This window comes from Bartonella sp. AP72JLCBS (assembly GCF_042195705.1).
Classification (GTDB): domain Bacteria; phylum Pseudomonadota; class Alphaproteobacteria; order Rhizobiales; family Rhizobiaceae; genus Bartonella.
In genome coordinates this window covers 119,070-137,280 of the sequence record NZ_JBHIOU010000004.1, presented here as the reverse complement: position 1 = coordinate 137,280, position 18,211 = coordinate 119,070, and the positions used below count along the sequence as shown (strand labels likewise).

27 protein-coding genes are annotated in these 18,211 nt (G+C 39.4%); 24 read left to right on the top strand and 3 right to left on the bottom strand.

Translation table 11 applies throughout. The annotated features are described in order from the left end of the window. Positions 1-51: 51 nt before the first annotated feature. Positions 52-1,095: a tyrosine-type recombinase/integrase gene (locus ACFILO_RS03785; RefSeq protein ID WP_375677856.1), complete on the top strand. Its 1,044-nt coding sequence runs from the start codon at positions 52-54 to the stop codon at positions 1,093-1,095. A gap of 342 nt (positions 1,096-1,437) precedes the next feature. Here the strand turns inward: ACFILO_RS03785 and ACFILO_RS03780 are convergent, their stop codons facing one another. Both ACFILO_RS03780 and ACFILO_RS03775 read right to left on the bottom strand, forming a co-directional pair. Continuing rightward, a complete protein-coding gene (locus tag ACFILO_RS03780) occupies positions 1,438-2,019 on the bottom strand; it encodes a biopolymer transporter ExbD (protein WP_375621588.1) in 582 nt (193 codons plus the stop codon). Next, positions 2,016-2,918 carry a MotA/TolQ/ExbB proton channel family protein gene (locus ACFILO_RS03775; RefSeq protein ID WP_375621589.1) on the bottom strand — a complete coding sequence of 301 codons (903 nt, stop codon included), beginning with the start codon at positions 2,916-2,918 and terminating at the stop codon, positions 2,016-2,018. Before ACFILO_RS03775 ends, ACFILO_RS03780 begins: the two co-directional genes overlap by 4 nt. A gap of 1,009 nt (positions 2,919-3,927) precedes the next feature. Here ACFILO_RS03775 and ACFILO_RS03770 point away from each other — a divergent pair. Beyond that, positions 3,928-4,266 carry a YqjD family protein gene (locus ACFILO_RS03770; protein WP_375631984.1) on the top strand — a complete coding sequence of 113 codons (339 nt, stop codon included), beginning with the start codon at positions 3,928-3,930 and terminating at the stop codon, positions 4,264-4,266. Between the two features lie 3 nt (positions 4,267-4,269). Continuing rightward, positions 4,270-4,713 carry a hypothetical protein gene (locus tag ACFILO_RS03765; protein ID WP_375630503.1) on the top strand — a complete coding sequence of 148 codons (444 nt, stop codon included), beginning with the start codon at positions 4,270-4,272 and terminating at the stop codon, positions 4,711-4,713. A 591-nt stretch (positions 4,714-5,304) separates the two neighbouring features. Here the strand turns inward: ACFILO_RS03765 and ACFILO_RS03760 are convergent. After that, the gene (locus tag ACFILO_RS03760; protein ID WP_375677855.1) at positions 5,305-6,048 is read right to left on the bottom strand and encodes a nuclease; all 744 of its coding nucleotides are present in this window, start codon (positions 6,046-6,048) and stop codon (positions 5,305-5,307) included. 158 nt (positions 6,049-6,206) lie between these two features. On the opposite strand from ACFILO_RS03760, the gene ACFILO_RS03755 reads away from it, so the two are divergent. From ACFILO_RS03755 to virB10, 21 genes are all read left to right on the top strand, one after another. Beyond that, on the top strand, positions 6,207-6,557 hold the full coding sequence (locus tag ACFILO_RS03755) for a TrbC/VirB2 family protein (RefSeq protein WP_375613238.1): 351 nt from the start codon (positions 6,207-6,209) through the stop codon (positions 6,555-6,557). 18 nt (positions 6,558-6,575) lie between these two features. Further along, positions 6,576-6,899, top strand: coding sequence for a type IV secretion system protein VirB3 (locus tag ACFILO_RS03750; RefSeq protein ID WP_375617900.1), 324 nt, complete (start codon positions 6,576-6,578; stop codon positions 6,897-6,899). Beyond that, the gene (locus ACFILO_RS03745) at positions 6,899-9,259 is read left to right on the top strand and encodes a VirB4 family type IV secretion/conjugal transfer ATPase (protein WP_375677854.1); all 2,361 of its coding nucleotides are present in this window, start codon (positions 6,899-6,901) and stop codon (positions 9,257-9,259) included. Before ACFILO_RS03750 ends, ACFILO_RS03745 begins: the two co-directional genes overlap by 1 nt. Further along, on the top strand, positions 9,256-10,029 hold the full coding sequence (locus tag ACFILO_RS03740; RefSeq protein WP_375674039.1) for a type IV secretion system protein: 774 nt from the start codon (positions 9,256-9,258) through the stop codon (positions 10,027-10,029). The genes ACFILO_RS03745 and ACFILO_RS03740 overlap by 4 nt, the downstream gene beginning before the upstream one ends. 24 nt (positions 10,030-10,053) lie before the next feature. After that, positions 10,054-10,320 (top strand): EexN family lipoprotein, encoded by a 267-nt coding sequence (locus ACFILO_RS03735; protein ID WP_375612514.1) that lies wholly within the window; start codon positions 10,054-10,056, stop codon positions 10,318-10,320. Then, positions 10,320-10,700: an EexN family lipoprotein gene (locus ACFILO_RS03730; protein WP_375631994.1), complete on the top strand. Its 381-nt coding sequence runs from the start codon at positions 10,320-10,322 to the stop codon at positions 10,698-10,700. Before ACFILO_RS03735 ends, ACFILO_RS03730 begins: the two co-directional genes overlap by 1 nt. 2 nt (positions 10,701-10,702) lie before the next feature. Then, positions 10,703-11,110, top strand: coding sequence for an EexN family lipoprotein (locus ACFILO_RS03725; RefSeq protein ID WP_375631996.1), 408 nt, complete (start codon positions 10,703-10,705; stop codon positions 11,108-11,110). Further along, complete coding sequence (locus ACFILO_RS03720) at positions 11,110-11,487, top strand: EexN family lipoprotein (RefSeq protein WP_375677853.1); 378 nt, start codon at positions 11,110-11,112, stop codon at positions 11,485-11,487. Before ACFILO_RS03725 ends, ACFILO_RS03720 begins: the two co-directional genes overlap by 1 nt. Positions 11,488-11,513: 26 nt before the next feature. Then, positions 11,514-11,717, top strand: a complete 204-nt coding sequence (locus ACFILO_RS03715; RefSeq protein WP_375677852.1) for a hypothetical protein — start codon at positions 11,514-11,516, stop codon at positions 11,715-11,717. 65 nt (positions 11,718-11,782) lie between these two features. Beyond that, positions 11,783-12,187, top strand: a complete 405-nt coding sequence (locus ACFILO_RS03710) for an EexN family lipoprotein (protein ID WP_375677851.1) — start codon at positions 11,783-11,785, stop codon at positions 12,185-12,187. Positions 12,188-12,213: 26 nt separating this feature from the next. Next, a complete protein-coding gene (locus tag ACFILO_RS03705; RefSeq protein ID WP_375677848.1) occupies positions 12,214-12,417 on the top strand; it encodes a hypothetical protein in 204 nt (67 codons plus the stop codon). 65 nt (positions 12,418-12,482) lie between these two features. After that, the gene (locus ACFILO_RS03700; protein ID WP_375677850.1) at positions 12,483-12,887 is read left to right on the top strand and encodes an EexN family lipoprotein; all 405 of its coding nucleotides are present in this window, start codon (positions 12,483-12,485) and stop codon (positions 12,885-12,887) included. A gap of 26 nt (positions 12,888-12,913) precedes the next feature. Then, on the top strand, positions 12,914-13,144 hold the full coding sequence (locus ACFILO_RS03695) for a hypothetical protein (protein ID WP_375677849.1): 231 nt from the start codon (positions 12,914-12,916) through the stop codon (positions 13,142-13,144). A 27-nt stretch (positions 13,145-13,171) separates the two neighbouring features. After that, a complete protein-coding gene (locus tag ACFILO_RS03690; protein WP_375641196.1) occupies positions 13,172-13,576 on the top strand; it encodes an EexN family lipoprotein in 405 nt (134 codons plus the stop codon). Positions 13,577-13,602: 26 nt separating this feature from the next. Then, a complete protein-coding gene (locus ACFILO_RS03685) occupies positions 13,603-13,806 on the top strand; it encodes a hypothetical protein (RefSeq protein WP_375677848.1) in 204 nt (67 codons plus the stop codon). A 65-nt stretch (positions 13,807-13,871) separates the two neighbouring features. Beyond that, on the top strand, positions 13,872-14,222 hold the full coding sequence (locus ACFILO_RS03680) for an EexN family lipoprotein (protein ID WP_375677847.1): 351 nt from the start codon (positions 13,872-13,874) through the stop codon (positions 14,220-14,222). Between the two features lie 26 nt (positions 14,223-14,248). Beyond that, positions 14,249-15,190 (top strand): type IV secretion system protein, encoded by a 942-nt coding sequence (locus tag ACFILO_RS03675; RefSeq protein ID WP_375677846.1) that lies wholly within the window; start codon positions 14,249-14,251, stop codon positions 15,188-15,190. 1 nt (position 15,191) lies between these two features. Next, entirely contained in the window at positions 15,192-15,479 is a 288-nt protein-coding gene (locus tag ACFILO_RS03670; RefSeq protein ID WP_375677845.1) for a type IV secretion protein VblB7, read from the top strand. Next, the gene (locus ACFILO_RS03665) at positions 15,476-16,147 is read left to right on the top strand and encodes a virB8 family protein (protein ID WP_375613221.1); all 672 of its coding nucleotides are present in this window, start codon (positions 15,476-15,478) and stop codon (positions 16,145-16,147) included. The genes ACFILO_RS03670 and ACFILO_RS03665 overlap by 4 nt, the downstream gene beginning before the upstream one ends. 2 nt (positions 16,148-16,149) lie before the next feature. Continuing rightward, positions 16,150-17,001 carry a P-type conjugative transfer protein VirB9 gene (virB9, locus tag ACFILO_RS03660; RefSeq protein WP_375675125.1) on the top strand — a complete coding sequence of 284 codons (852 nt, stop codon included), beginning with the start codon at positions 16,150-16,152 and terminating at the stop codon, positions 16,999-17,001. Positions 17,002-17,028: 27 nt separating this feature from the next. Beyond that, a complete protein-coding gene (gene virB10, locus ACFILO_RS03655) occupies positions 17,029-18,207 on the top strand; it encodes a type IV secretion system protein VirB10 (RefSeq protein WP_375677844.1) in 1,179 nt (392 codons plus the stop codon). Positions 18,208-18,211 lie beyond the last annotated feature (4 nt).

The window sequence follows — 18,211 nt, the reverse complement described above, 5'->3', positions numbered from 1 at the left end:
TTGTCAAAGAATGAATATTACGAAACCGCACTCTTTAAGATGTAAAATACCATGCCAAAACCACGTCCTCCTCATCTCGTTAAACAAATTACTCAACATGGCAAAATTGTATGGTATGTACGTATTGGTCATGGACCACGCATTAGAATACGCGGTACCTATGGAACGCAAGAGTTTGTTGATAACTACAAAAGCGCACTTGCCGAGTTACAAGGACTTATACTTCCTAAATCAAAAACCGGTAAACTTGTTGAAGGTTCATTTGCATGGCTGCTTAAACAATACTTTAACAGCTCTAATTGGCATAGCTACTCTAATACTACAAAGAAACAAAAAGAATACATTCTTATGAAGATATGCGACTCCATAGGAAATATTCCATACAAAGCAATTGAAAAGAAACATATCATAGCCGGCGTTGAACGACGCAAAGAAACACCAGCAATGGCTAGAAACTTTCTGAAAGCCCTTAATGGGCTTTTTAATTGGGCGATTGACCAAGGTCTTTTAGAAAATAATCCAGCCTTAGGTGTTAAAAGACCAGCCCTTCACAACAAAGATGGGTTTCCTGTTTGGACAGAAGAAGATGTTGAGAAATATTATCAAAGATGGTCCCATGGTACCCATGAACGTGTCTGGATTGATGTCCTTTTGTATACGGGCTTACGTCGTGGTGATGCGGTTCGCATTGGCTGGAAAGATGTCAAAGACAATATTATTCATCTCAAAACAGAGAAAAGTAAATTCCAAACAGATGTCTTTCTACCTATTTTACCGGAATTAGCCAAAACGCTTGAAGCTGGTCCTATTGGAGTAGAAACATTCATCTGTAGTAAAACTAATCAAAAACTCTCCAAAGAAAGCTTTGGCGATACATTTAGAGACGCTTGTAATGCGGCTGGAATTAAAAAATCGGCGCATGGATTAAGGAAATTAGCCGCAACACGCGCAGCAAATTCGGGTGCAACGGTATCGCAATTGAAAGCACTCTTTGGCTGGACAAATGATGCTATGGCATCTCTTTACACAAAGAGCGCAGACCGTAAAAGGTTAGCTATAGAGGCGATAAAAAAGCTTCAAAAAGATGAGGGATAGAGGCAAAAAAACTCAATAGAATCAAGATTCACCTATTCCCCCATATTAGACATAACTATTTTATTTTACTTGCTTTTTATATACCATTTATGAACACCGCCGCAAAAAAGGCTTTAAGATGTATTAAGATACACAACAATCGCCTCTGCTGTTTTCTTGATCGCACCTCTTGCGGCAAGATGAGTAGAGCTTAATCCTAAAAAAACCGATTCGATATATGAACCCCCTGCATAATATCAAACCCATGCGTATTTGGTTTAACAAATCCACGGAACCCTCATCAATTTCACTCTACGACTTTGAGTAATATGCTTTGCTTCCTGCAACAAAGGCTGTTTTTTATCACTGATCAGAGACATCGGCTGGAATATTAGCGTTTCCCGCAGTGCCCGTTGTTACAGCATCCACATGCCCCACAACGTTACCACCCGCTCCATCGACAGCAGCATCCGCTATCCCTGTTGTTTTATTATTGATCTCACCTCTTGAAACAAGATTGGTAGAGTTTTGCAATCCTACAAGACCGATTTTATGATATCCAGCCATGCGTATTTGATTTAATAAATCGATGACAGTACCATAATCAATTTCGCTATCCGCTTTGATTAAAATTTTTGCCTCTAAATTTTGCGTCGTTTCCCTCAACAAAGCTTCTCTCAAAGCTGCTTGTTCTACAAGATGATCACCAATGTAAAGAGAACGATCTTTTTGCAACGTAACATAAAGAGGTTCATCAGACTGAACCACTGAAGGTGCTTGAGTTATAGAAGGAAGCTGAACGGAAATGGCAGATGTTGCCAAAGGCGCAGCAACCATAAAAACAATAAGCAACACCAATACAACATCAATAAAAGGGGTTACATTGATTTCGCTTTGCAACCCACTCTCGTCTATATCCCAATCATTATTAAGGCTTGCTTTCATTTTTTATGACTTTTCTGTTGTCTTTGTCTATCAAGTTCACGGCTCAAGAGCCTTTCAAGAGCAGCAGCGATATCGCCTAAATCACTGCGATAACCACTCAAAGCACGCATAAGGCTATTATACATAACAACGGCGGGAATAGCCACAAAAAGCCCAACAGCCGTTGCGAATAAGGCTTCAGCAATTCCAGGCGCCACCACATCAAGTCGCGTTGTTTGAGACTGAGCAATCCCAATAAAAGAATTCATAATTCCCCAAACAGTTGCAAAAAGACCAACAAAAGGAGCAATTGCGCCAATAGTTGCAAGAACAGCGCTTCCACATGCAACACGGCGTGTAGCAGCCAGCAAGCAGCGTGACAAAAGTGAATGAACCCTTTCTTTTAAACCTTCATGAACATCACGAGCCTTAGCATCGCGAACATCGCGGGAAACATCTTCATATTGATTGCTCTCCTCATAAAAGAGAATATCTTCAATCGTTTGTGCACTTTCCCCTGTACTGTTTTTTTCACCAGAGCTTTCGTTTATCCCTTCAGGAGCAGAAAAATGAACCTGTTGTGCAGAAAGATACACCTCTTTAAGGACTTCTTTGAGAAAAAACACACCAGCTCCTTTGCTTTCTTTCAAGCTAGCTGCCAAACGCGTAAGAGTCTGAGCATTTAGAACCAATTGAAGTTCATGACGTACTCTTCGTTTTACCAAAGTGATCTCGACAATTTTCACAAAAGCAATTGTCCAAGACACAAGTGAAGCAAGTAACAAAATAATGATAACGGCTTTCACCACCCAATCAGCAGCCATAAACATAGAAAGAGGAGAAAAATCATGCACTGTCAATACAGAAGACATATTATCTAAAGGGACTGTTTTATCTAAAGGGACTGTTTCAGATTCCATTTTTATCTCACATTCTTGTGCTCTTATCTTTATTTATGAGCTGGATCGTCACCCCGCATAGCATCACTCTTCCACAATGCCACGACCCTTTTAACGTCACTTGTGTATTCCTCTTAAGAAAGAAAACTTGATAAATCAAGTATAGTTTTATTTCACAAGCTCTCTCTCTTAATTCTAAAGAAATTACTCAAGAAATTTTTCTCTAACAATTCAACAAGTTTATCTTACCCAATCAATTTATTGCATAAATTAGGCAAAATGATAAACTTACAAGAAGTATCGCATATAATATTTTAATTTATAAGAATAATTTATCATCGTTCCTGTCAAATAAATCTCTCATATCGCAAAGCTTTTCTCATTTCAGCGGCTCTTTTAAATCCAACAAAATATTTTCTTACATGAAACAAGCAGCAAAAATATCATAAAACTCTTGAAGAAAAGGATATGCACATCTCTAACAACCCCTACACTGAAGTACCTCTCCTATCCTAAAATAAAAATATACCTTACGTTTTAAAAAAAGAACTATCGCAATATCTTAAACTGACCAAAAGTATCATGGGCAGCGCGTGTTGCCCCCAAATACATAGAGAGCAAAGAGCCGCAATATTCTTTTCTTTTTCTTTTCTTCAAAAGCATAAAAATGACAGTACTTCTGCCGCAAAATCGCAACAACGATGTTTTTTACCTGTCACAAGCCTAAAAAATAAACCTCAACACGCTTTTTAAAAAACTTTTATAAAAAAACTGCGCCACGAGAAACTGAAGAATGGTGCTAAATTACTGCAAAAGCATAAGACAATTCTCAACAGATGCGACCCTTTACAGACAAAGCATATCGTATAGGAAAGATTTATTTTATCAAAAACAGTTTTAAATTCGACAAAATGAAAGGAACCAAAAAAAGCTTTTGGCGTTACTCAAGCAGTGAAAATTTTCACTCCAATGCAAATAATCACTATGAACACACCAATACAAATATAATGAATCAAGAGGGAAAAATACCATGGCCCATAATAAAACAACACAGCACGGTAAATCAGCCGTAGAAAAAGACCAACAAAAAGACCTACAAGGACAATTAGAAACGTTACGCACTGAAATTTCAGGGATTACCTCAACCCTAACAGATCTTGGTGCAAACAAATTCAACGCCGCCAAAGACAAAGCGGAAAAACTATATCACTCAGCGAAAGAAAGTGGTGAAGACATGATGTCTCAAGCAAAAGACAAAATCAGTGATCTTGAACAAACTATGAATCAATGCGTTCGCAAAAATCCTGGCAAAAGTGTTCTTTTTGCAGCAGGCGTTGGTTTTATTCTTTCTCAATTACTACGTCGTTAAGCAATGCATAAGTTTATCGCTCCTCTTTTAAACCATCTTGTCGGTGGAGGGCTTAAAAGCACAGTCAAGCAAGTACGCCTTCAAGCAATTTTCTATGGGTTTATTAGCATTTCATTCTTCATGTCTTTGCTTTTTTTATGTACCATCGGTTTTATTGCGTTATGTTCTGTTATGAAGCCTCTTGCTGCCGCCAGTATCATGTTTTTAATTTGTCTTTCTCTTGCGGGATTAGGTCTTATTATCAGTCGCGTTCTCAAAACTTATCAACGCTATGACCAACAAAAAAAGACAGAAGAACAACGCCACAAACTCATGACAGATGCGACTGTTTCCAGCCTTGCAGCTCTCAGTCAACATCTCCCTTTTGCCAAATTGAGTGTTCCCATTCTCGGACTTGCAACTTATTTTTTGTGGAAAAAAGATAAAAAAGACCGCTTTTCAAAGTAAAATATGTAAAGCTGTCACTCTAAATCCCCCTCTCAATGTGCTTTCTTTTGTTATAAAAGAAAGCACATTTTTTTCCTCATAGTCTCTTTAGCTTCTTCAAATACCTGAAAAAAATCCCCTTCATTTTGCTAAAAATTCCATAGAACCGCTACACTCTCTTTCAGATTGCAACCCATGTTTCATGAACATAGCAACATGAGGCAAAGCTTGCATTAAAAGTTCTGGTTTGATTTGAAGCCATTTATTGTTTTTTGAAGGAGATGATGTTCCGTTTCTGCCTTTCTCTATTTTTTCATAAGCCTTTTTTCATGACCATAGGTCACATCAATAGTTTGCATGTGTTTATATTTTTCTGAACACTCATGTTTGTTACAATGACTATTTTGTTTAGGGGAAGGAAACGCGCTCTCCCATAGCGCTGTAGTAAATAACCTATAGGATATTTTAAACACAACAATTTTCCATGAAGAGCGTTGTCCACCAAGGAGTGTGTGGATTATCATTAACTTTTTTCTGATAAGATTTGCAGTAGAATATTGTCTTGATTTTTAAATAGCGCTTGAAAAGACGCTTTATCAATAATGGTCAATATTAATTATGGTCAATGGGATTATAGCTTCCATGATCTCTTCGCCAATCTTCTGGTTGTTGAAATTGGCTCGACCACAAGCCATTTTGTGCTTTTTGAGCAGCAGATTGTAGGGTTTTATAGTCTGCGGGGGATGGAAAATGATGCTGATCTTTTGTCAACACCATCAACCCTTCTGCCAGCCCCAACCGCGCCAGATCAACCCCATCTACAAAACATTGTGCATAATGAACCTGTTGAACGACACGTGCTTGCCGACAAGTAACCTTTTTATCAATTGTTTTTGAAACAAGCCAAGCCGTAACAAAAGCACCGCAAGGCCACTTAACTCCGTTGCGTGAGGCAAATTGTCGTGTTTCACAGCTTTCCACACCATATAATCGGATATCACGGATGATCTTTTTTCTCCACCCATCATCTACAAGCGTGATCATTTTAAAGGTCACACCACTTGTGACCTGTATAGCACCGGAATAGACCGGCACATTTTCTTCATAAAATTGTGATGCGATTGGTTCTGAATGCAACACCACATTTTGTTGGATTGCGTCTTGTTGGTTTGCATAATCAACCAATTGTGACTTCGGATTTTGAACGGGGTTTTCTATTGTCTTTTCTGATCCTTCAAAAAGAGAAAATTGCATAATATTTTCAGTATGTTGACTGAAATAAAAGTATCCTAAAATAATAATACAAATTAAGACAATATATTTAGGCGCTGCTCGAAGATATTTTAAAAGTATCATTTTGAATATTACTATATTTTTTGTTTATTAAATAATAAAAGATTAAATATTATTAATTTATCGATAGAAAAATTTATTTTTTTCATTTATATGATTCCCGATTAATATTTTGAATATTAATTTTGTGATCAACTTAAACATAAAGCGGGGGAATTTTCATGAAAAACATGAATAATTCGTTCATTAATGAACATACCTTACAAAAAACTATTCTATCCAACACCCAAAAGAAATGGTTAACAGCAGCATTGATGCTGTTTATTGCCTTCATGGCACTGAGTGAACCAGCATTTGCCGATGGCGGCTTCGGAAAAATTGAAACTGCTCTTGATAAAATAATTGAAGCTTTAACAGGAAAAATTGCAACATCAATTGCAACCATTGCGGTTGCTGGTATTGGGCTTGCTTGGATTGCTGGTTATGTTGAAATGCGTAAAGCTTTTTTCGTTTGTGTTGGCATCGGCATTGTTATGGGTGCAACGCAAATCGTATCAATGTTTTCCCATTAAACTTTGCCTTTCAAAGCCATGAAAGAGCACGACAAGCTAACAGAAGATACGTTATTTCTTGCTTGCACGCGCCCTGCAATGATTGCGGGCGTGACGGTGGAAGCTATGGGATTAAATGGGATAGGAACGATGATATTGTTCATTATGGCAGGCAATATTTTTCTTCTAACCTTTGGTGTGATGCTGCATTTCATATTCAAGGAAATCCTAAAGCATGACCATAACAAATTTCGTATTCTTCTGACATGGCAAAAGACATCTATTTTTGCCAGAAATTCGAGTCTATGGGGTGGGGGAAGTATTTCTCCATTACGATTAATTCGTAATTATGAGGAATTATAATGAATAGAACAGAGCGCAAACGTGAAAAGCAGCCAGAGGCGATCATTCCTTATGTGCGCCATGTCAACAAGCACATCATTGCGCTGGATTCACGCGCTCTCATGAGCGTTATTAAACTTGAAGGGATTAACTTTGAGACAGCAGATATTATTGATCTGAATGTGCTTCACGAACAGCTCAATAATCTGTTTAAAAACATAGCGGATGAACGGATAGCGCTTTATAGCCATATTATCAGAAAGCGTGAAACGATTTATCCGGATGGGAATTTCAGATCGGCATTTGCCAAGCAATTAGATGATAAATATCGCGACCGGATGATTTCACAGGAGCTTTATCGCAATGATCTTTATCTTTCGATTTTGTGGAATCCACACGTTGATCAAACGGATAAATTAGTGGAGTTTTTCAAACGTTTAGGCAAAGCCAAGCAAGAAAAGACAGAAGTTGATGCAGAGTCCATTCGCAAGCTTGAAGATATTACCACAGATCTTATTCAAAATTTAGAGCGTTATGGTGCAAGAAGATTGAGTCTTTATGAACATGAAGGTAATATTTATTCGCAGCAAAGTGAGTTTATCCACCAATTGGTGGGAGGTCGTCGTGAACGGATACCTCTCACATGGGGGACGATAGCTTCGACTGTTTATTCAGACCGTCTCATTTTTGGGAAAGAGATCATAGAAATACGCTATGAGGCGGCACAGCGGTTTGCGGGCATGTTTGGTTGGAAAGAATATCCAGCAAAAACCAGGGTAGGCATGGCGGATGGTTTGCTCACCCTTCCCTTTGAGTTTATTTTTACCCAATCTTTTATTTTCAAGAGCAAAAATGCTGCCAAACAGATTATGGGGCGCAAACAGAATCAAATGGTCAATGCAGGAGATCGAGCAGGTTCACAAATTATGGAACTGGATGATGCGCTTGATGATCTTGAATCCAATCGTTTTGTTTTAGGGGAGCATCATTTATCATTGGCAGTTTTTGCTGATACGCCGCAAGAGTTAGCGGATAATCTTGCCAAAGCGCGTTCTCGTCTTACAGATGGTGGGGCTGTGATTGCGCGGGAAGACTTAGGGTTAGCAGCAGCTTGGTGGGCACAATTGCCTGGCAATTATGCTTATCGCACCCGCTCTGGTGCAATAACAAGCCGCAATTATGCAGCGCTTTCTCCTTTTCATTCTTTTCCGGTTGGAAAAATAGATGGCAATGTGTGGGGACCAGCGGTAGCCTTGATGAAAACCTCTGCTGGTTCACCGTTTTATTTTAACTTTCACTTTGGAGATTTAGGCAATACGTTTGTTTGTGGTCCCTCTGGTTCTGGGAAAACGGTTATTGTCAATTTTCTTTTAGCACAACTTCAAAAGCATGATCCCAATATGGTCTTTTTTGATAAAGATCGGGGTGCAGAACTTTTTGTCAGAGCGGGTGGCGGCACTTATATGCCCTTGAAGAATGGTAGACCGACAGGCATAGCACCGCTAAAAGGCTTAGACTATAACAATCCAGCAGATAGAGTTTTTTTACGCCAATGGATTATAAAGCTTGTTTCGTCTGAAGATCAAAAGATCAGTGAATCAGAAAGACAAGACATTACAGCGGCTGTTGACCAACTTGCCTTGTTGCCAAAAGAACAACGGACAATATCGGCCTTACAAATGTTTTTTGACACCACGCACAGGGAGGGGATAGCGGGTCGTTTAGAAAGATGGTGTAAAGGCAATGCCTTAGGGTGGGTTTTTGACAATCCTGATGACGACATTGGCATTGATGCAAAATTTATTGGTTATGACATGACGGATTTTTTAGATAATAATGAAATTCGTCCCCCATTAATGATGTATCTTTTTCATAGGATTTTGTCTCTGATTGATGGGCGTCGTATTATCATTGTCATTGATGAATTTTGGAAAGCCTTAGAGGATGATTCCTTTAAAGCCTTTGCGCAAGACAGGCTGAAAACTATCCGTAAACAAAATGGTTTGATGTTGTTTGCAACGCAATCTCCCAAAGATGCGATCAATTCGACCATTGCCCACACCATTATAGAGCAATGCCCCACACAAATTTATTTTCCCAATCAAAAGGGCAATCATGGGGATTATGTAGAAGGTTTTAAATTATCGGACAGAGAATTTAACCTGATACAATCAGAATTAAGCCGTGAGTCACGGCGTTTTCTCATCAAACAAGGACAAAGTTCAGTTGTAGCAGAACTGAATTTACGCGGCTTTGATGATGAAATAGCCATTTTAAGTGGCACCACCAAGAATATTGAACTCCTAGAGACCATTATGGATGAAGTTGGACAATCTCCAGAAAAATGGCTTCCTATTTTTCAAGAAAGGTCAAAACAATGAAAAAACTTTTATTGGCAACAGCTCTTTGCGCAATTTCTTTTGGTTTAACAACCAATTCATTTGGTTTTGGCGGTATTGTATTTGATCCCAAGGCTTTTGGACAAATGATTAAACAAGTTCAACAAGGCCAACAACAGCTTAACAAGTTGCAAGAACAAATTCAACAAGGTGCACAACAGCTTGAGCAATTAAAGAGCCAACTCGATCAAGCGAAACAGTTATATAACTCCTTAAATGTCAAGCCTGACATTTCGGGATTGAAAGAGATGTTTAACAAGCAAGGGAGCAGTGGCGCCCTTCCTTCAGACTTTAACCACTTTCAACAATCGATGGGCAGCGGCGGTGGTGGCGGTGGCGGCGGCAGCAAAAACACGCAAAAATGGCAAGAAGAGCTTAAATACAAAGAGCCCGCGGGGGGCGCAGACTCAAAAGAGGCAGTAGATGCTTTTTACACACAGGAAGTGAAAAAAGCTGAACAGCGCGTAGTAGGACAAGCAGCAAAAGGACAAGACGTCTACGAAGAAGCCAGTGAAACACAAAAAAACATTACCAAGCTTCTTGACGAACTTGGAAGTACTGAAGATGCGGGTAAAATTCAAGGCATTCAAGCACAACTAGAAGCGATACAAGCAAAACTCCAAACACAAGTCCTTCAAATGCAAGCCGCCGCAATGATTCAACAAGCAGAAGAAAAAGCGGCAGAAAGACGTGAAATAGAAGAATTTAAAGCACGAACCAAAGCTTTAGCCCAAAAAATGCGTGGTCAATAAACGAGAAAAAAGAGGGGCTTGAATATGAACAAGATCATCATAACAACATTGCTACTTTGCACAGGGCTCATCACCACTGGATGTGAAAAAACCCACAGCGTAGAAGAACTTAAAAAAAATAAAAAACTGATGGAAGAAGTATTAGTGAAATGTTTGACGTCAGGGGATTTGAATTCGAAAAATTGTAAAAATGCAGAGCAAGCTGAACTTGAAACCCGTAAAAAATGGGGAGGATTTGGCTCAACAAATGACGATAAACAAGATTCTGAAAAGAAACAGGACAATAAATAATGAATAAAGTTCTCATAACAACATTGCTACTTTGCACAGGGCTCATCACAGCTGGATGTGAAAAAACCTATAGCGTCGCAGAATTTAAAAAAAATCCAAAATTATTTGATGAATGGGTCACGAGATGTGGAGGGATAGGAACTTCAAAAAATTGTGAAAACCTAAGAGTAGCAGGCGCTGAACTTGAGAAAGAACGTCAGGCAAAAGTTGAAGAAGAAAATCGCAAAATAGATGAAAAATTTAAAGCTGAACAAGACGCTTGGATTGAAAAAATGAGAGCTGAGAATGAAAAATTCCGAGCCGAACAAGAAGCAAAGCGACGTGCTGAAGAAGAACAAGAAGCAAAAGAGCGCGCTAAACAACAACAGGACAGTCATTAATCATGAATAAAGTTCTCATAACAACATTGCTACTTTGCACTGGGCTCATCACAGCTGGATGTGAAAAAACCTACAGCGTAGAAGAATTTAAAAAAGATGAAAAATTACGCCTAGAGTGGGATGCTAAATGTGGATTTGCAGGAACTTCAAAAAATTGTGAAAACATGCGGTTAGCATTTTTAGAACTTCAAAAAGAATATGAAGCAAAAGCAGCAGAAAGAGAGCGTCAAGCGGAAGAGAACCTTCATGAAGCATTAAAAAAAGCTAGAGCTAAAATAATGTCCGATCTTGAAAAAAGAGAAGCTGAATATCAAAAAAGGCAAGCTGAAGAAGAACAAAAAGCAAAAGAACAAGCCGAACGAGAAGCAGAAGAGCGCGCTAAAGCTAAACAACAACAGGACAATAAATAATGAATAAAGTTCTCATAACAACATTGCTACTTTGCACAGGGCTTATCGCTGCTGGATGTGAAAAAACCTATAGCGTTGCAGAATTTAAAAAAGATGAAAAATTACGCCTAGAGTGGGATGCTAAATGTGGATTCGCAGGAACTTCAAAGAATTGTGAAAACATGCGGTTAGCATTTTTAGAACTTCAAAAAGAATATGAAGCAAAAGCAGCAGAAAGACGTCGTAAAGCAGCAGAGGAGTATAGGAAAGGTATGGATGCACTTATGGCTAAACAAAAAGCTGAACATGAAAAATGGAAAGCTGAACAAAAAGCAAAAGAACAAGCCAAGAGAGAAGCAGAAGAGCGCACTAAAGCCGAACAACAAAATAACCATTAAGACATAATGAAGAGCGGAGCATCTCAATGGCAGTAGAAAGCAACGGCATATTCACTAAGATAGACAATATGTTGATGAACCCCATTACAAAAACAATGGATAGCGCCATTACACATCGCTATTGCGCTTTAGCTGCTCAACTTAAAGAACCTTACAGACTATACAATAGATTTATGGCAACATTATGTCTGTGCTCTAGATTTATCATCACTGGTTATAAAAACCGATAACACAAGCATAATTTAAAGATTGTGCTCAAAACTTGTAAAACTGAAAGGAAAAAGGGGAAATATTGATGAATAAAGTTCTCATAACAACATTGCTACTTGGCACTGGAATTATCGCTGCTGGATGTGAAAAAACCTATAGCGTCGCTGAATTTAAAAAAGATGAAAAATTACGCCTAGAGTGGGATGCGAAATGTGGATTTGCAGGAACTTCAAAAAATTGTGAAAACATGCGGTTAGCATTTTTAGAACTTCAAAAAGAATATGAAGCAAAAGCTGAAGAAAGAGAGCGTGAAGATGATGAAAAGTTTCAAAAAATGATTAGAGATTCCGAAGCCAAAATGAGAGCCAGACTTCAAAAAATGGAAGCTAATACTAAAAAAAAATTAGCTGAACAAGAAGCGAAAGAGCGTGCTGAGGAAGAACGAAGAGCAAAAGAGCGCGCGGCAGAAGAACAACAAAATAACCATTAAGACATAATGAAGAGCGGAGCATCTCAATGGCAATAGTAACCAAAGGCGTATTTACTGACATAGATGATATGTTGATGAATCCCATTACAAAAATAATGGATAGCACCATTACACATCGCTATTGCGCTTTAGCTGCTCAACTTAAAGAACCTTACAGACTATACAATAGATTTATGGCAAGATTATGTCTCTGCCCTAGATTTATCATCACTGGTTATAAAAACCGATAACACAAGCAGAATTTAAAGATTGTGCTCAAAACTTGTAAAACTGAAAGGAAAAAGGGGAAATATTGATGAATAAAGTTCTCATAACAACATTGCTACTTGGCACTGGAATTATCGCTGCTGGCTGTGAAAAAACTTATAGCGTCGCTGAATTTAAAAAAGATAAAAATTTACGCTTCGAGTGGGATGCTAGATGTGGATTTGCAGGAACTTCAAAGAATTGTGAAAACATGCGGTTAGCATTTTTAGAACTTGAAAAAGAATATGAAGCACAAGCAGAAGAAAGAGAGCGTCAAGCGGAAGAGAACGATCGCAAAAGATATGAAGAATTTATGGCGAAACAAAAAGCTTGGATTGAAAAAATGAGAGCTAATACTAAGAAAATACTAGCTGAACAAGAAGCAAAGCGACGTGCTGAGGAAGAACAGGAAGCAAAAGAGCGCGCGGCAAAACAACAACAAAATAACCATTAAGACATAATGAAAAGCGGAGCATCTCAATGGCAGTAGAAAGCAAAGGCATATTCACTAAGATAGACAATATGTTGATGAATCCCATTACAAAAACAATGGATAACATCTATTGCGCTTTAGCTGCTCAACTTAAAGAACCTTACAGACTATACAATAGATTTATGGCAAGATTATGTCGCTGCCCTAGATTTATCATCACTGGTTATAAAAAACCGATAACACAAGCAGAATTTAAAGATTGTGCTCAAACCTTGTAAAACTGAAAGGAAAAAGGGGAAATATTGATGAATAAAGTTCTCATAACAACATTGCTACTTTGCACAGGGCTCATCACGGCTGGATGTGAAAAAACCTATAGCGTTGCAGAATTTAAAAAAGATGAAAAATTACGCCTAGAGTGGGATGCGAAATGTGGATTTGCAGGAACTTCAAAAAATTGTGAAAACATGCGGTTAGCATTTTTAGAACTTCAGAAAGAATATGAAGCAAAAGCAGCAGAAAGAAGCCGTAAAATTGAAGAAGAAAATCGCAAAATAGATGAAAAGTTTCAAGCTGAACAAAAAGCTTGGATTGAAAAAATGAGAGCTAATACTCAAAAAATACTCGAAAAACAAAGAGCGGAAACACGCGCTGAAGAAGAACGAAGAGCAAAAGAGCGCGCGGCAGAAGAACAACAAAATAACCATTAAGACATAATGAAGAGCGGAGCATCTCAATGGCAATAGTAACCAAAGGCGTATTTACTGACATAGATGATATGTTGATGAATCCCATTACAAAAATAATGGATAGCACCATTACACATCGCTATTGCGCTTTAGCTGCTCAACTTAAAGAACCTTACAGACTATACAATAGATTTATGGCAAGATTATGTCTCTGCCCTAGATTTATCATCACTGGTTATAAAAACCGATAACACAAGCAGAATTTAAAGATTGTGCTCAAACCTTGTAAAACTGAAAGAAAGAAGGGGAAATATCGATGAATAAAGTTCTCATAACAACATTGCTACTTTGCACAGGGCTCATCACAGCTGGTTGTGAAAAAACCTATAGCGTTGCAGAATTTAAAAAAGATAAAAATTTACGCTTCGAGTGGGATGCGAAATGTGGATTTGCAGGAACTTCAAAGAATTGTGAAAACATGCGGTTAGCATTTTTAGAACTTCAGAAAGAGTATGAAGCAAAAGCAGCAGAAAGAAGTCGTAAAATTGAAGAAGAAAATCGCAAATCAATGGAAAAATTGAAAGCTCAAATGAGGGACGATCTTGAAAAAAGGAAAGCTGAACTAGAAGCAAAAGAGCGCGCGGCAAAAGAACAAAATAACCATTAAGACACAATGAAGAGCGGAGCATCTCAATGGCAATAGTAACCAAAGGCATCTTTACTGATATAGATGATATGTTAATGGAGCCCCTTACAGAGGCAATGGGTAACGCCATTAAAAGTCTTTCATCAAGCTTAGGTGCTCCACTTAAGCTGTCTTGTACAATTTACATTATATTTATGGGGTACAATATCATCTATGGGCGCTCTTCCATGCCCTTATGGGAATTTATAGCGACAACTTTCAAACTCGGCATCATTGTTTCACTTGCCACAAACGCTGCTCTTTATAATGAGTGGGTCAGTGGGATATTTTTCCATGATCTACCAAATGCCATTGCAAACGTCACACAAGGAGCACATTCGGATCGAAATGTATGGGACAATATGATGAACCAAGCTGGAGCACAGGTTTTGGACGCAGCAAACCAGTACACAGGTCTGACTCAAATGGGGATGTTTATTGCGACATGGATTGCTGGTTTTATCTGCCTAGTAGTTGCTGCCTTTTTTTGTCTAGTCGGTTTTGTTGTTTCATTATTTGCTAAACTGGGATCATTTCTTGTCCTATCAATAGGACCACTCTTCATAAGCCTCTATATGTTTTCCTCAACCAGAAAATTCACAGAAGCATGGTTAGGGCAAGTTGCAAACTTCATCATTTTATATGTGTTAGTCGTGCTGCTTGGTGGTTTATATGTCAAGATTTCAATGAACGTTTTTTCAAGAGGTATTGACAATATCTTCACTACTTTAATTCAATTCTTGGTTGTTGGTCTTGGTGGTATTTTTCTTTTCCTCAGACTCCCTGATATCGCATCAGCTTTAGCCTCTGGGGGGGCTTCTCTTACAGGATCAGGACCAGTCGCTAAAACAACGGCTCAACTAACAGGTAAAGCTGCTAAAGCAACAGCCAACACGATAGCGAAGGGCGTTAAAAAATTAACATCACTATTAAAAAAAGGTCTAAGTTAAAATGCGGGAATTTAAAAAAATTGGGATTATCTTACCATTTCTCTTTCTCAGTGGCTGTATGTCTTCACCAAACACACTGAAGTCACTCCCAAAGTGTGATGGATATTCTAAACGTCCACTCAACAGATCAATGTGGAATTGGGAAGGGAAAAAACCCACGCCCACACCCATTATCATCAGTAACAACACCCCTTCATCCCTAAAAGAAGGTAAGCTGGAAATGCTTCTGGCACAAAAATTAACGGATGAAGAAATCAAATCTTACAAAAATTGCGGGCAAAAAGCATGAAAGAAAAAGACATAGAACAATACATTGCTGAAGCACGCTCGTTTGATCAAGATCGCATGCTCGCCTCACGCCGCACCACCCGCGTCTCGCTTGCCATTGCCGGCATCGCCGTTGCTGTTGCAATACTGTCTTCTCTCGCGGTCATCACCCTCACACCCCTTAAAACCGTGGAACCTTTTGTCATCCGCGTCGACAATTCAACCGGCATCACCGAAGTTGTGGAAGCCTTAAAAGAAGGTCCCACCAATGTCGACGAAGCAATCACACGCTACTTTGCTGCAAAATATGTCCGCTCCCGTGAAGGCTTCACCACAGAAGAAACACAACACAACTTCCAAACCGTCTCCCTCCTCTCTTCTTCAGAAGAACAGGAAAGATTTGCCAGCTGGTATGGAGCAAGAAATCCCCAAAGTCCTCAAATTCTCTATAAACACGCCGCCGTTACAATAACAATAAAATCAATCTCCTTTATCAATGACGATGTCGCCCAAGTGCGTTACTACAGAACCATTCATGACAACGACAACAACAAAGAATTCATCACCCACTGGGTTGCAACACTTACCTTTGAATACATCAATGCCCCTATCTCTGTCCAAAACCGTTTGATAAATCCTCTAGGGTTTATTGTTAGTGAATATAGAACCGATCCGGAAGTGGTCAACTGATCATGACAAAAAAAATTCTTTTTCTCATTCTTAACATCGCTATTACCCTTTCTTTAACGCCTAGCCATGCCAGTATTTTTCCCACCCGCGCGCCAAGCGATAGCCGCATTCGCTTTATCAACTATGATGCCTATAATGTCACAAAAATTATTGGCTCCATACGCTCATCGGTACAAATAGAATTTTCTCCCAATGAAGAAATTGCCCATGTGGCAATTGGCAACAGCGTTGCATGGGAAGTCGCTCCCGCTGGCAATATTCTTTTCCTTAAAGCGCGGGAAGTCCAACCCATTACCAATCTCCAAGTCGTCACCACAAAGCTTGATGGCTCAAAGCGCTCCTATCAATTTGAACTCATGGTCAAAGATGGGGAAATTTCATCTGGACAAGAAACATATTTCCTTGTGAAATTTCGCTACCCACAAGAAGAAGCAGAACAAAGAAGACTCGCAGCCCTTATGCGACAAGAAAAACAACAAGCCCAGCGTATCGATAATGTCTTCAACGCTTCTGAAACCTACGGACCTCGCAATTGGGCTTACACCGCTCAAGGCTCTATCACTCTTGAACCCTCCTCCGTTTATGACAATGGCAAAACAACAACATTTACATTTCCAGACAACCAAGAAGTCCCTGCCATTTACATTGTCAGCAATGACGGTACAGAATCGCTGGTTCCCAAAACCACGAGAGGCAACATGGTGATTGTCCATGCCATTAGCGCACGCTTCACCCTAAGACAGGGAAAAAACGTCCTATGCGTCTTTAACGAAGCCTATCAACCAAAAGGCACAAATCCAAATACCGGAACAACCTCACCATCTGTTGAACGTAAAGTTGCATCAGATCTTTAAATAAGCGGGAATTGAAGGGGACAACACATGAGTGATAAACCAATCATCGAAGATCGCGGATCTATTGGGGATGGCAAAAACAATAGCGCCAAAACCGCTGGCAAAAAAATAGTTGTCGCAATAGCCTGTATAGGAATCTGCGGCTATGTGCTCTGGAACATCTTATCCTCCCCCACAGAACAAAAAGACACCGCAAAAGCTCATAAAAAACAAGAAAAAAGCTTTCACAATTCCCTCGCTCCTTTAGAGCTCGCCCCCTCTGACCCGCGTGCAAACATAGCACCAATAACCTTACCACCCCCACAACCACTCGCACAAGAACCCAAAAAAGATGACCCACTACTTGATGCCGCAAGACGCGCCCCTGTTTTAGCTTTTGCCAAAGGCTCTAAATCTCAATTAAAAGACATCGTCAACACGACTCTCAACCCCTTTGACAAATTCCATGCCCTTGAAAATCTCGCGAATGCGCAAAATTCTCCTGCCCTTCAAGACACACAAAATTTTGCAACCCTATTAAAGCCTACCAAAACAGAAGAAGCAAAAGCAAAAGCAAAACTCATCGGCAATAGAAACTTTATCATCGCCATGGGAACCTCTATTCCCTGTATCTTAGAAACCGCATTAAACAGTGAGCAACCAGGCTTTGCAAGCTGCATCATCAACCGTGATATCCTCTCTGACAATGGGCGCGTTGTTTTGCTTGATAAAGGAACCCAAGTGATTGGCGAATACCGCGGAGGGATAAAACAAGGTCAATCTCGCCTCTTTGTACTCTGGACAAGAGCAAAAACCCCAACCGGTGTCATCATCGACCTTGCCTCACCCGCAACCGACAGTTTAGGAAGAGCTGGTTTTGATGGCAACATCAACACCCATTGGTGGGAACGCTTTGGCTCTTCCCTTTTGTTGACCGTTATTGATGGTGCCACAACAGTTTTAACAAATAAAATAGTAGGCAATTCCAATAAAGAAGGTTCAAACAACTCTGGAGGCGGCGGTTTTGAAGGCGCAAACAACACTGGAAAAGAGGCCGCCAGTATTGCTCTTGAAAATCAAATCAACATCCCTCCTACCTTAGAAAAATTTCAAGGCGAACTGGTCAACATCTTTGTAGCAAAAGATCTCGATTTTTCCTCTGTCTATAAACTAGTCGTAAAGAGCAAAAGAAACCGCTCTACTCCCAGCTATTCCTTTTTTCATTAAGCCA

Excerpts from the sequence above, each read along its gene's own strand:
- ACFILO_RS03720 (WP_375677853.1), top strand. The coding sequence starts at position 11,110 with ATGAATAAAGTTCTCATAACAACATTGCTACTTTGCACAGGGCTTATC.
- ACFILO_RS03680 (WP_375677847.1), top strand. The coding sequence starts at position 13,872 with ATGAATAAAGTTCTCATAACAACATTGCTACTTTGCACAGGGCTCATC.
- ACFILO_RS03760 (WP_375677855.1), bottom strand. The coding sequence starts at position 6,048 with ATGATACTTTTAAAATATCTTCGAGCAGCGCCTAAATATATTGTCTTA.
- ACFILO_RS03780 (WP_375621588.1), bottom strand. The coding sequence starts at position 2,019 with ATGAAAGCAAGCCTTAATAATGATTGGGATATAGACGAGAGTGGGTTG.
- ACFILO_RS03785 (WP_375677856.1), top strand. The coding sequence starts at position 52 with ATGCCAAAACCACGTCCTCCTCATCTCGTTAAACAAATTACTCAACAT.
- ACFILO_RS03730 (WP_375631994.1), top strand. The coding sequence starts at position 10,320 with ATGAATAAAGTTCTCATAACAACATTGCTACTTTGCACAGGGCTCATC.
- ACFILO_RS03705 (WP_375677848.1), top strand. The coding sequence starts at position 12,214 with ATGGCAATAGTAACCAAAGGCGTATTTACTGACATAGATGATATGTTG.
- ACFILO_RS03765 (WP_375630503.1), top strand. The coding sequence starts at position 4,270 with ATGCATAAGTTTATCGCTCCTCTTTTAAACCATCTTGTCGGTGGAGGG.
- ACFILO_RS03740 (WP_375674039.1), top strand. The coding sequence starts at position 9,256 with ATGAAAAAACTTTTATTGGCAACAGCTCTTTGCGCAATTTCTTTTGGT.
- ACFILO_RS03710 (WP_375677851.1), top strand. The coding sequence starts at position 11,783 with ATGAATAAAGTTCTCATAACAACATTGCTACTTGGCACTGGAATTATC.
- ACFILO_RS03715 (WP_375677852.1), top strand. The coding sequence starts at position 11,514 with ATGGCAGTAGAAAGCAACGGCATATTCACTAAGATAGACAATATGTTG.
- ACFILO_RS03770 (WP_375631984.1), top strand. The coding sequence starts at position 3,928 with ATGGCCCATAATAAAACAACACAGCACGGTAAATCAGCCGTAGAAAAA.
- ACFILO_RS03745 (WP_375677854.1), top strand. The coding sequence starts at position 6,899 with ATGAATAGAACAGAGCGCAAACGTGAAAAGCAGCCAGAGGCGATCATT.
- ACFILO_RS03725 (WP_375631996.1), top strand. The coding sequence starts at position 10,703 with ATGAATAAAGTTCTCATAACAACATTGCTACTTTGCACTGGGCTCATC.
- ACFILO_RS03695 (WP_375677849.1), top strand. The coding sequence starts at position 12,914 with ATGGCAGTAGAAAGCAAAGGCATATTCACTAAGATAGACAATATGTTG.
- ACFILO_RS03670 (WP_375677845.1), top strand. The coding sequence starts at position 15,192 with ATGCGGGAATTTAAAAAAATTGGGATTATCTTACCATTTCTCTTTCTC.
- virB10 (WP_375677844.1), top strand. The coding sequence starts at position 17,029 with ATGAGTGATAAACCAATCATCGAAGATCGCGGATCTATTGGGGATGGC.
- ACFILO_RS03675 (WP_375677846.1), top strand. The coding sequence starts at position 14,249 with ATGGCAATAGTAACCAAAGGCATCTTTACTGATATAGATGATATGTTA.
- ACFILO_RS03750 (WP_375617900.1), top strand. The coding sequence starts at position 6,576 with ATGAAAGAGCACGACAAGCTAACAGAAGATACGTTATTTCTTGCTTGC.
- virB9 (WP_375675125.1), top strand. The coding sequence starts at position 16,150 with ATGACAAAAAAAATTCTTTTTCTCATTCTTAACATCGCTATTACCCTT.
- ACFILO_RS03665 (WP_375613221.1), top strand. The coding sequence starts at position 15,476 with ATGAAAGAAAAAGACATAGAACAATACATTGCTGAAGCACGCTCGTTT.
- ACFILO_RS03685 (WP_375677848.1), top strand. The coding sequence starts at position 13,603 with ATGGCAATAGTAACCAAAGGCGTATTTACTGACATAGATGATATGTTG.
- ACFILO_RS03690 (WP_375641196.1), top strand. The coding sequence starts at position 13,172 with ATGAATAAAGTTCTCATAACAACATTGCTACTTTGCACAGGGCTCATC.
- ACFILO_RS03775 (WP_375621589.1), bottom strand. The coding sequence starts at position 2,918 with ATGGAATCTGAAACAGTCCCTTTAGATAAAACAGTCCCTTTAGATAAT.
- ACFILO_RS03755 (WP_375613238.1), top strand. The coding sequence starts at position 6,207 with ATGAAAAACATGAATAATTCGTTCATTAATGAACATACCTTACAAAAA.
- ACFILO_RS03735 (WP_375612514.1), top strand. The coding sequence starts at position 10,054 with ATGAACAAGATCATCATAACAACATTGCTACTTTGCACAGGGCTCATC.
- ACFILO_RS03700 (WP_375677850.1), top strand. The coding sequence starts at position 12,483 with ATGAATAAAGTTCTCATAACAACATTGCTACTTGGCACTGGAATTATC.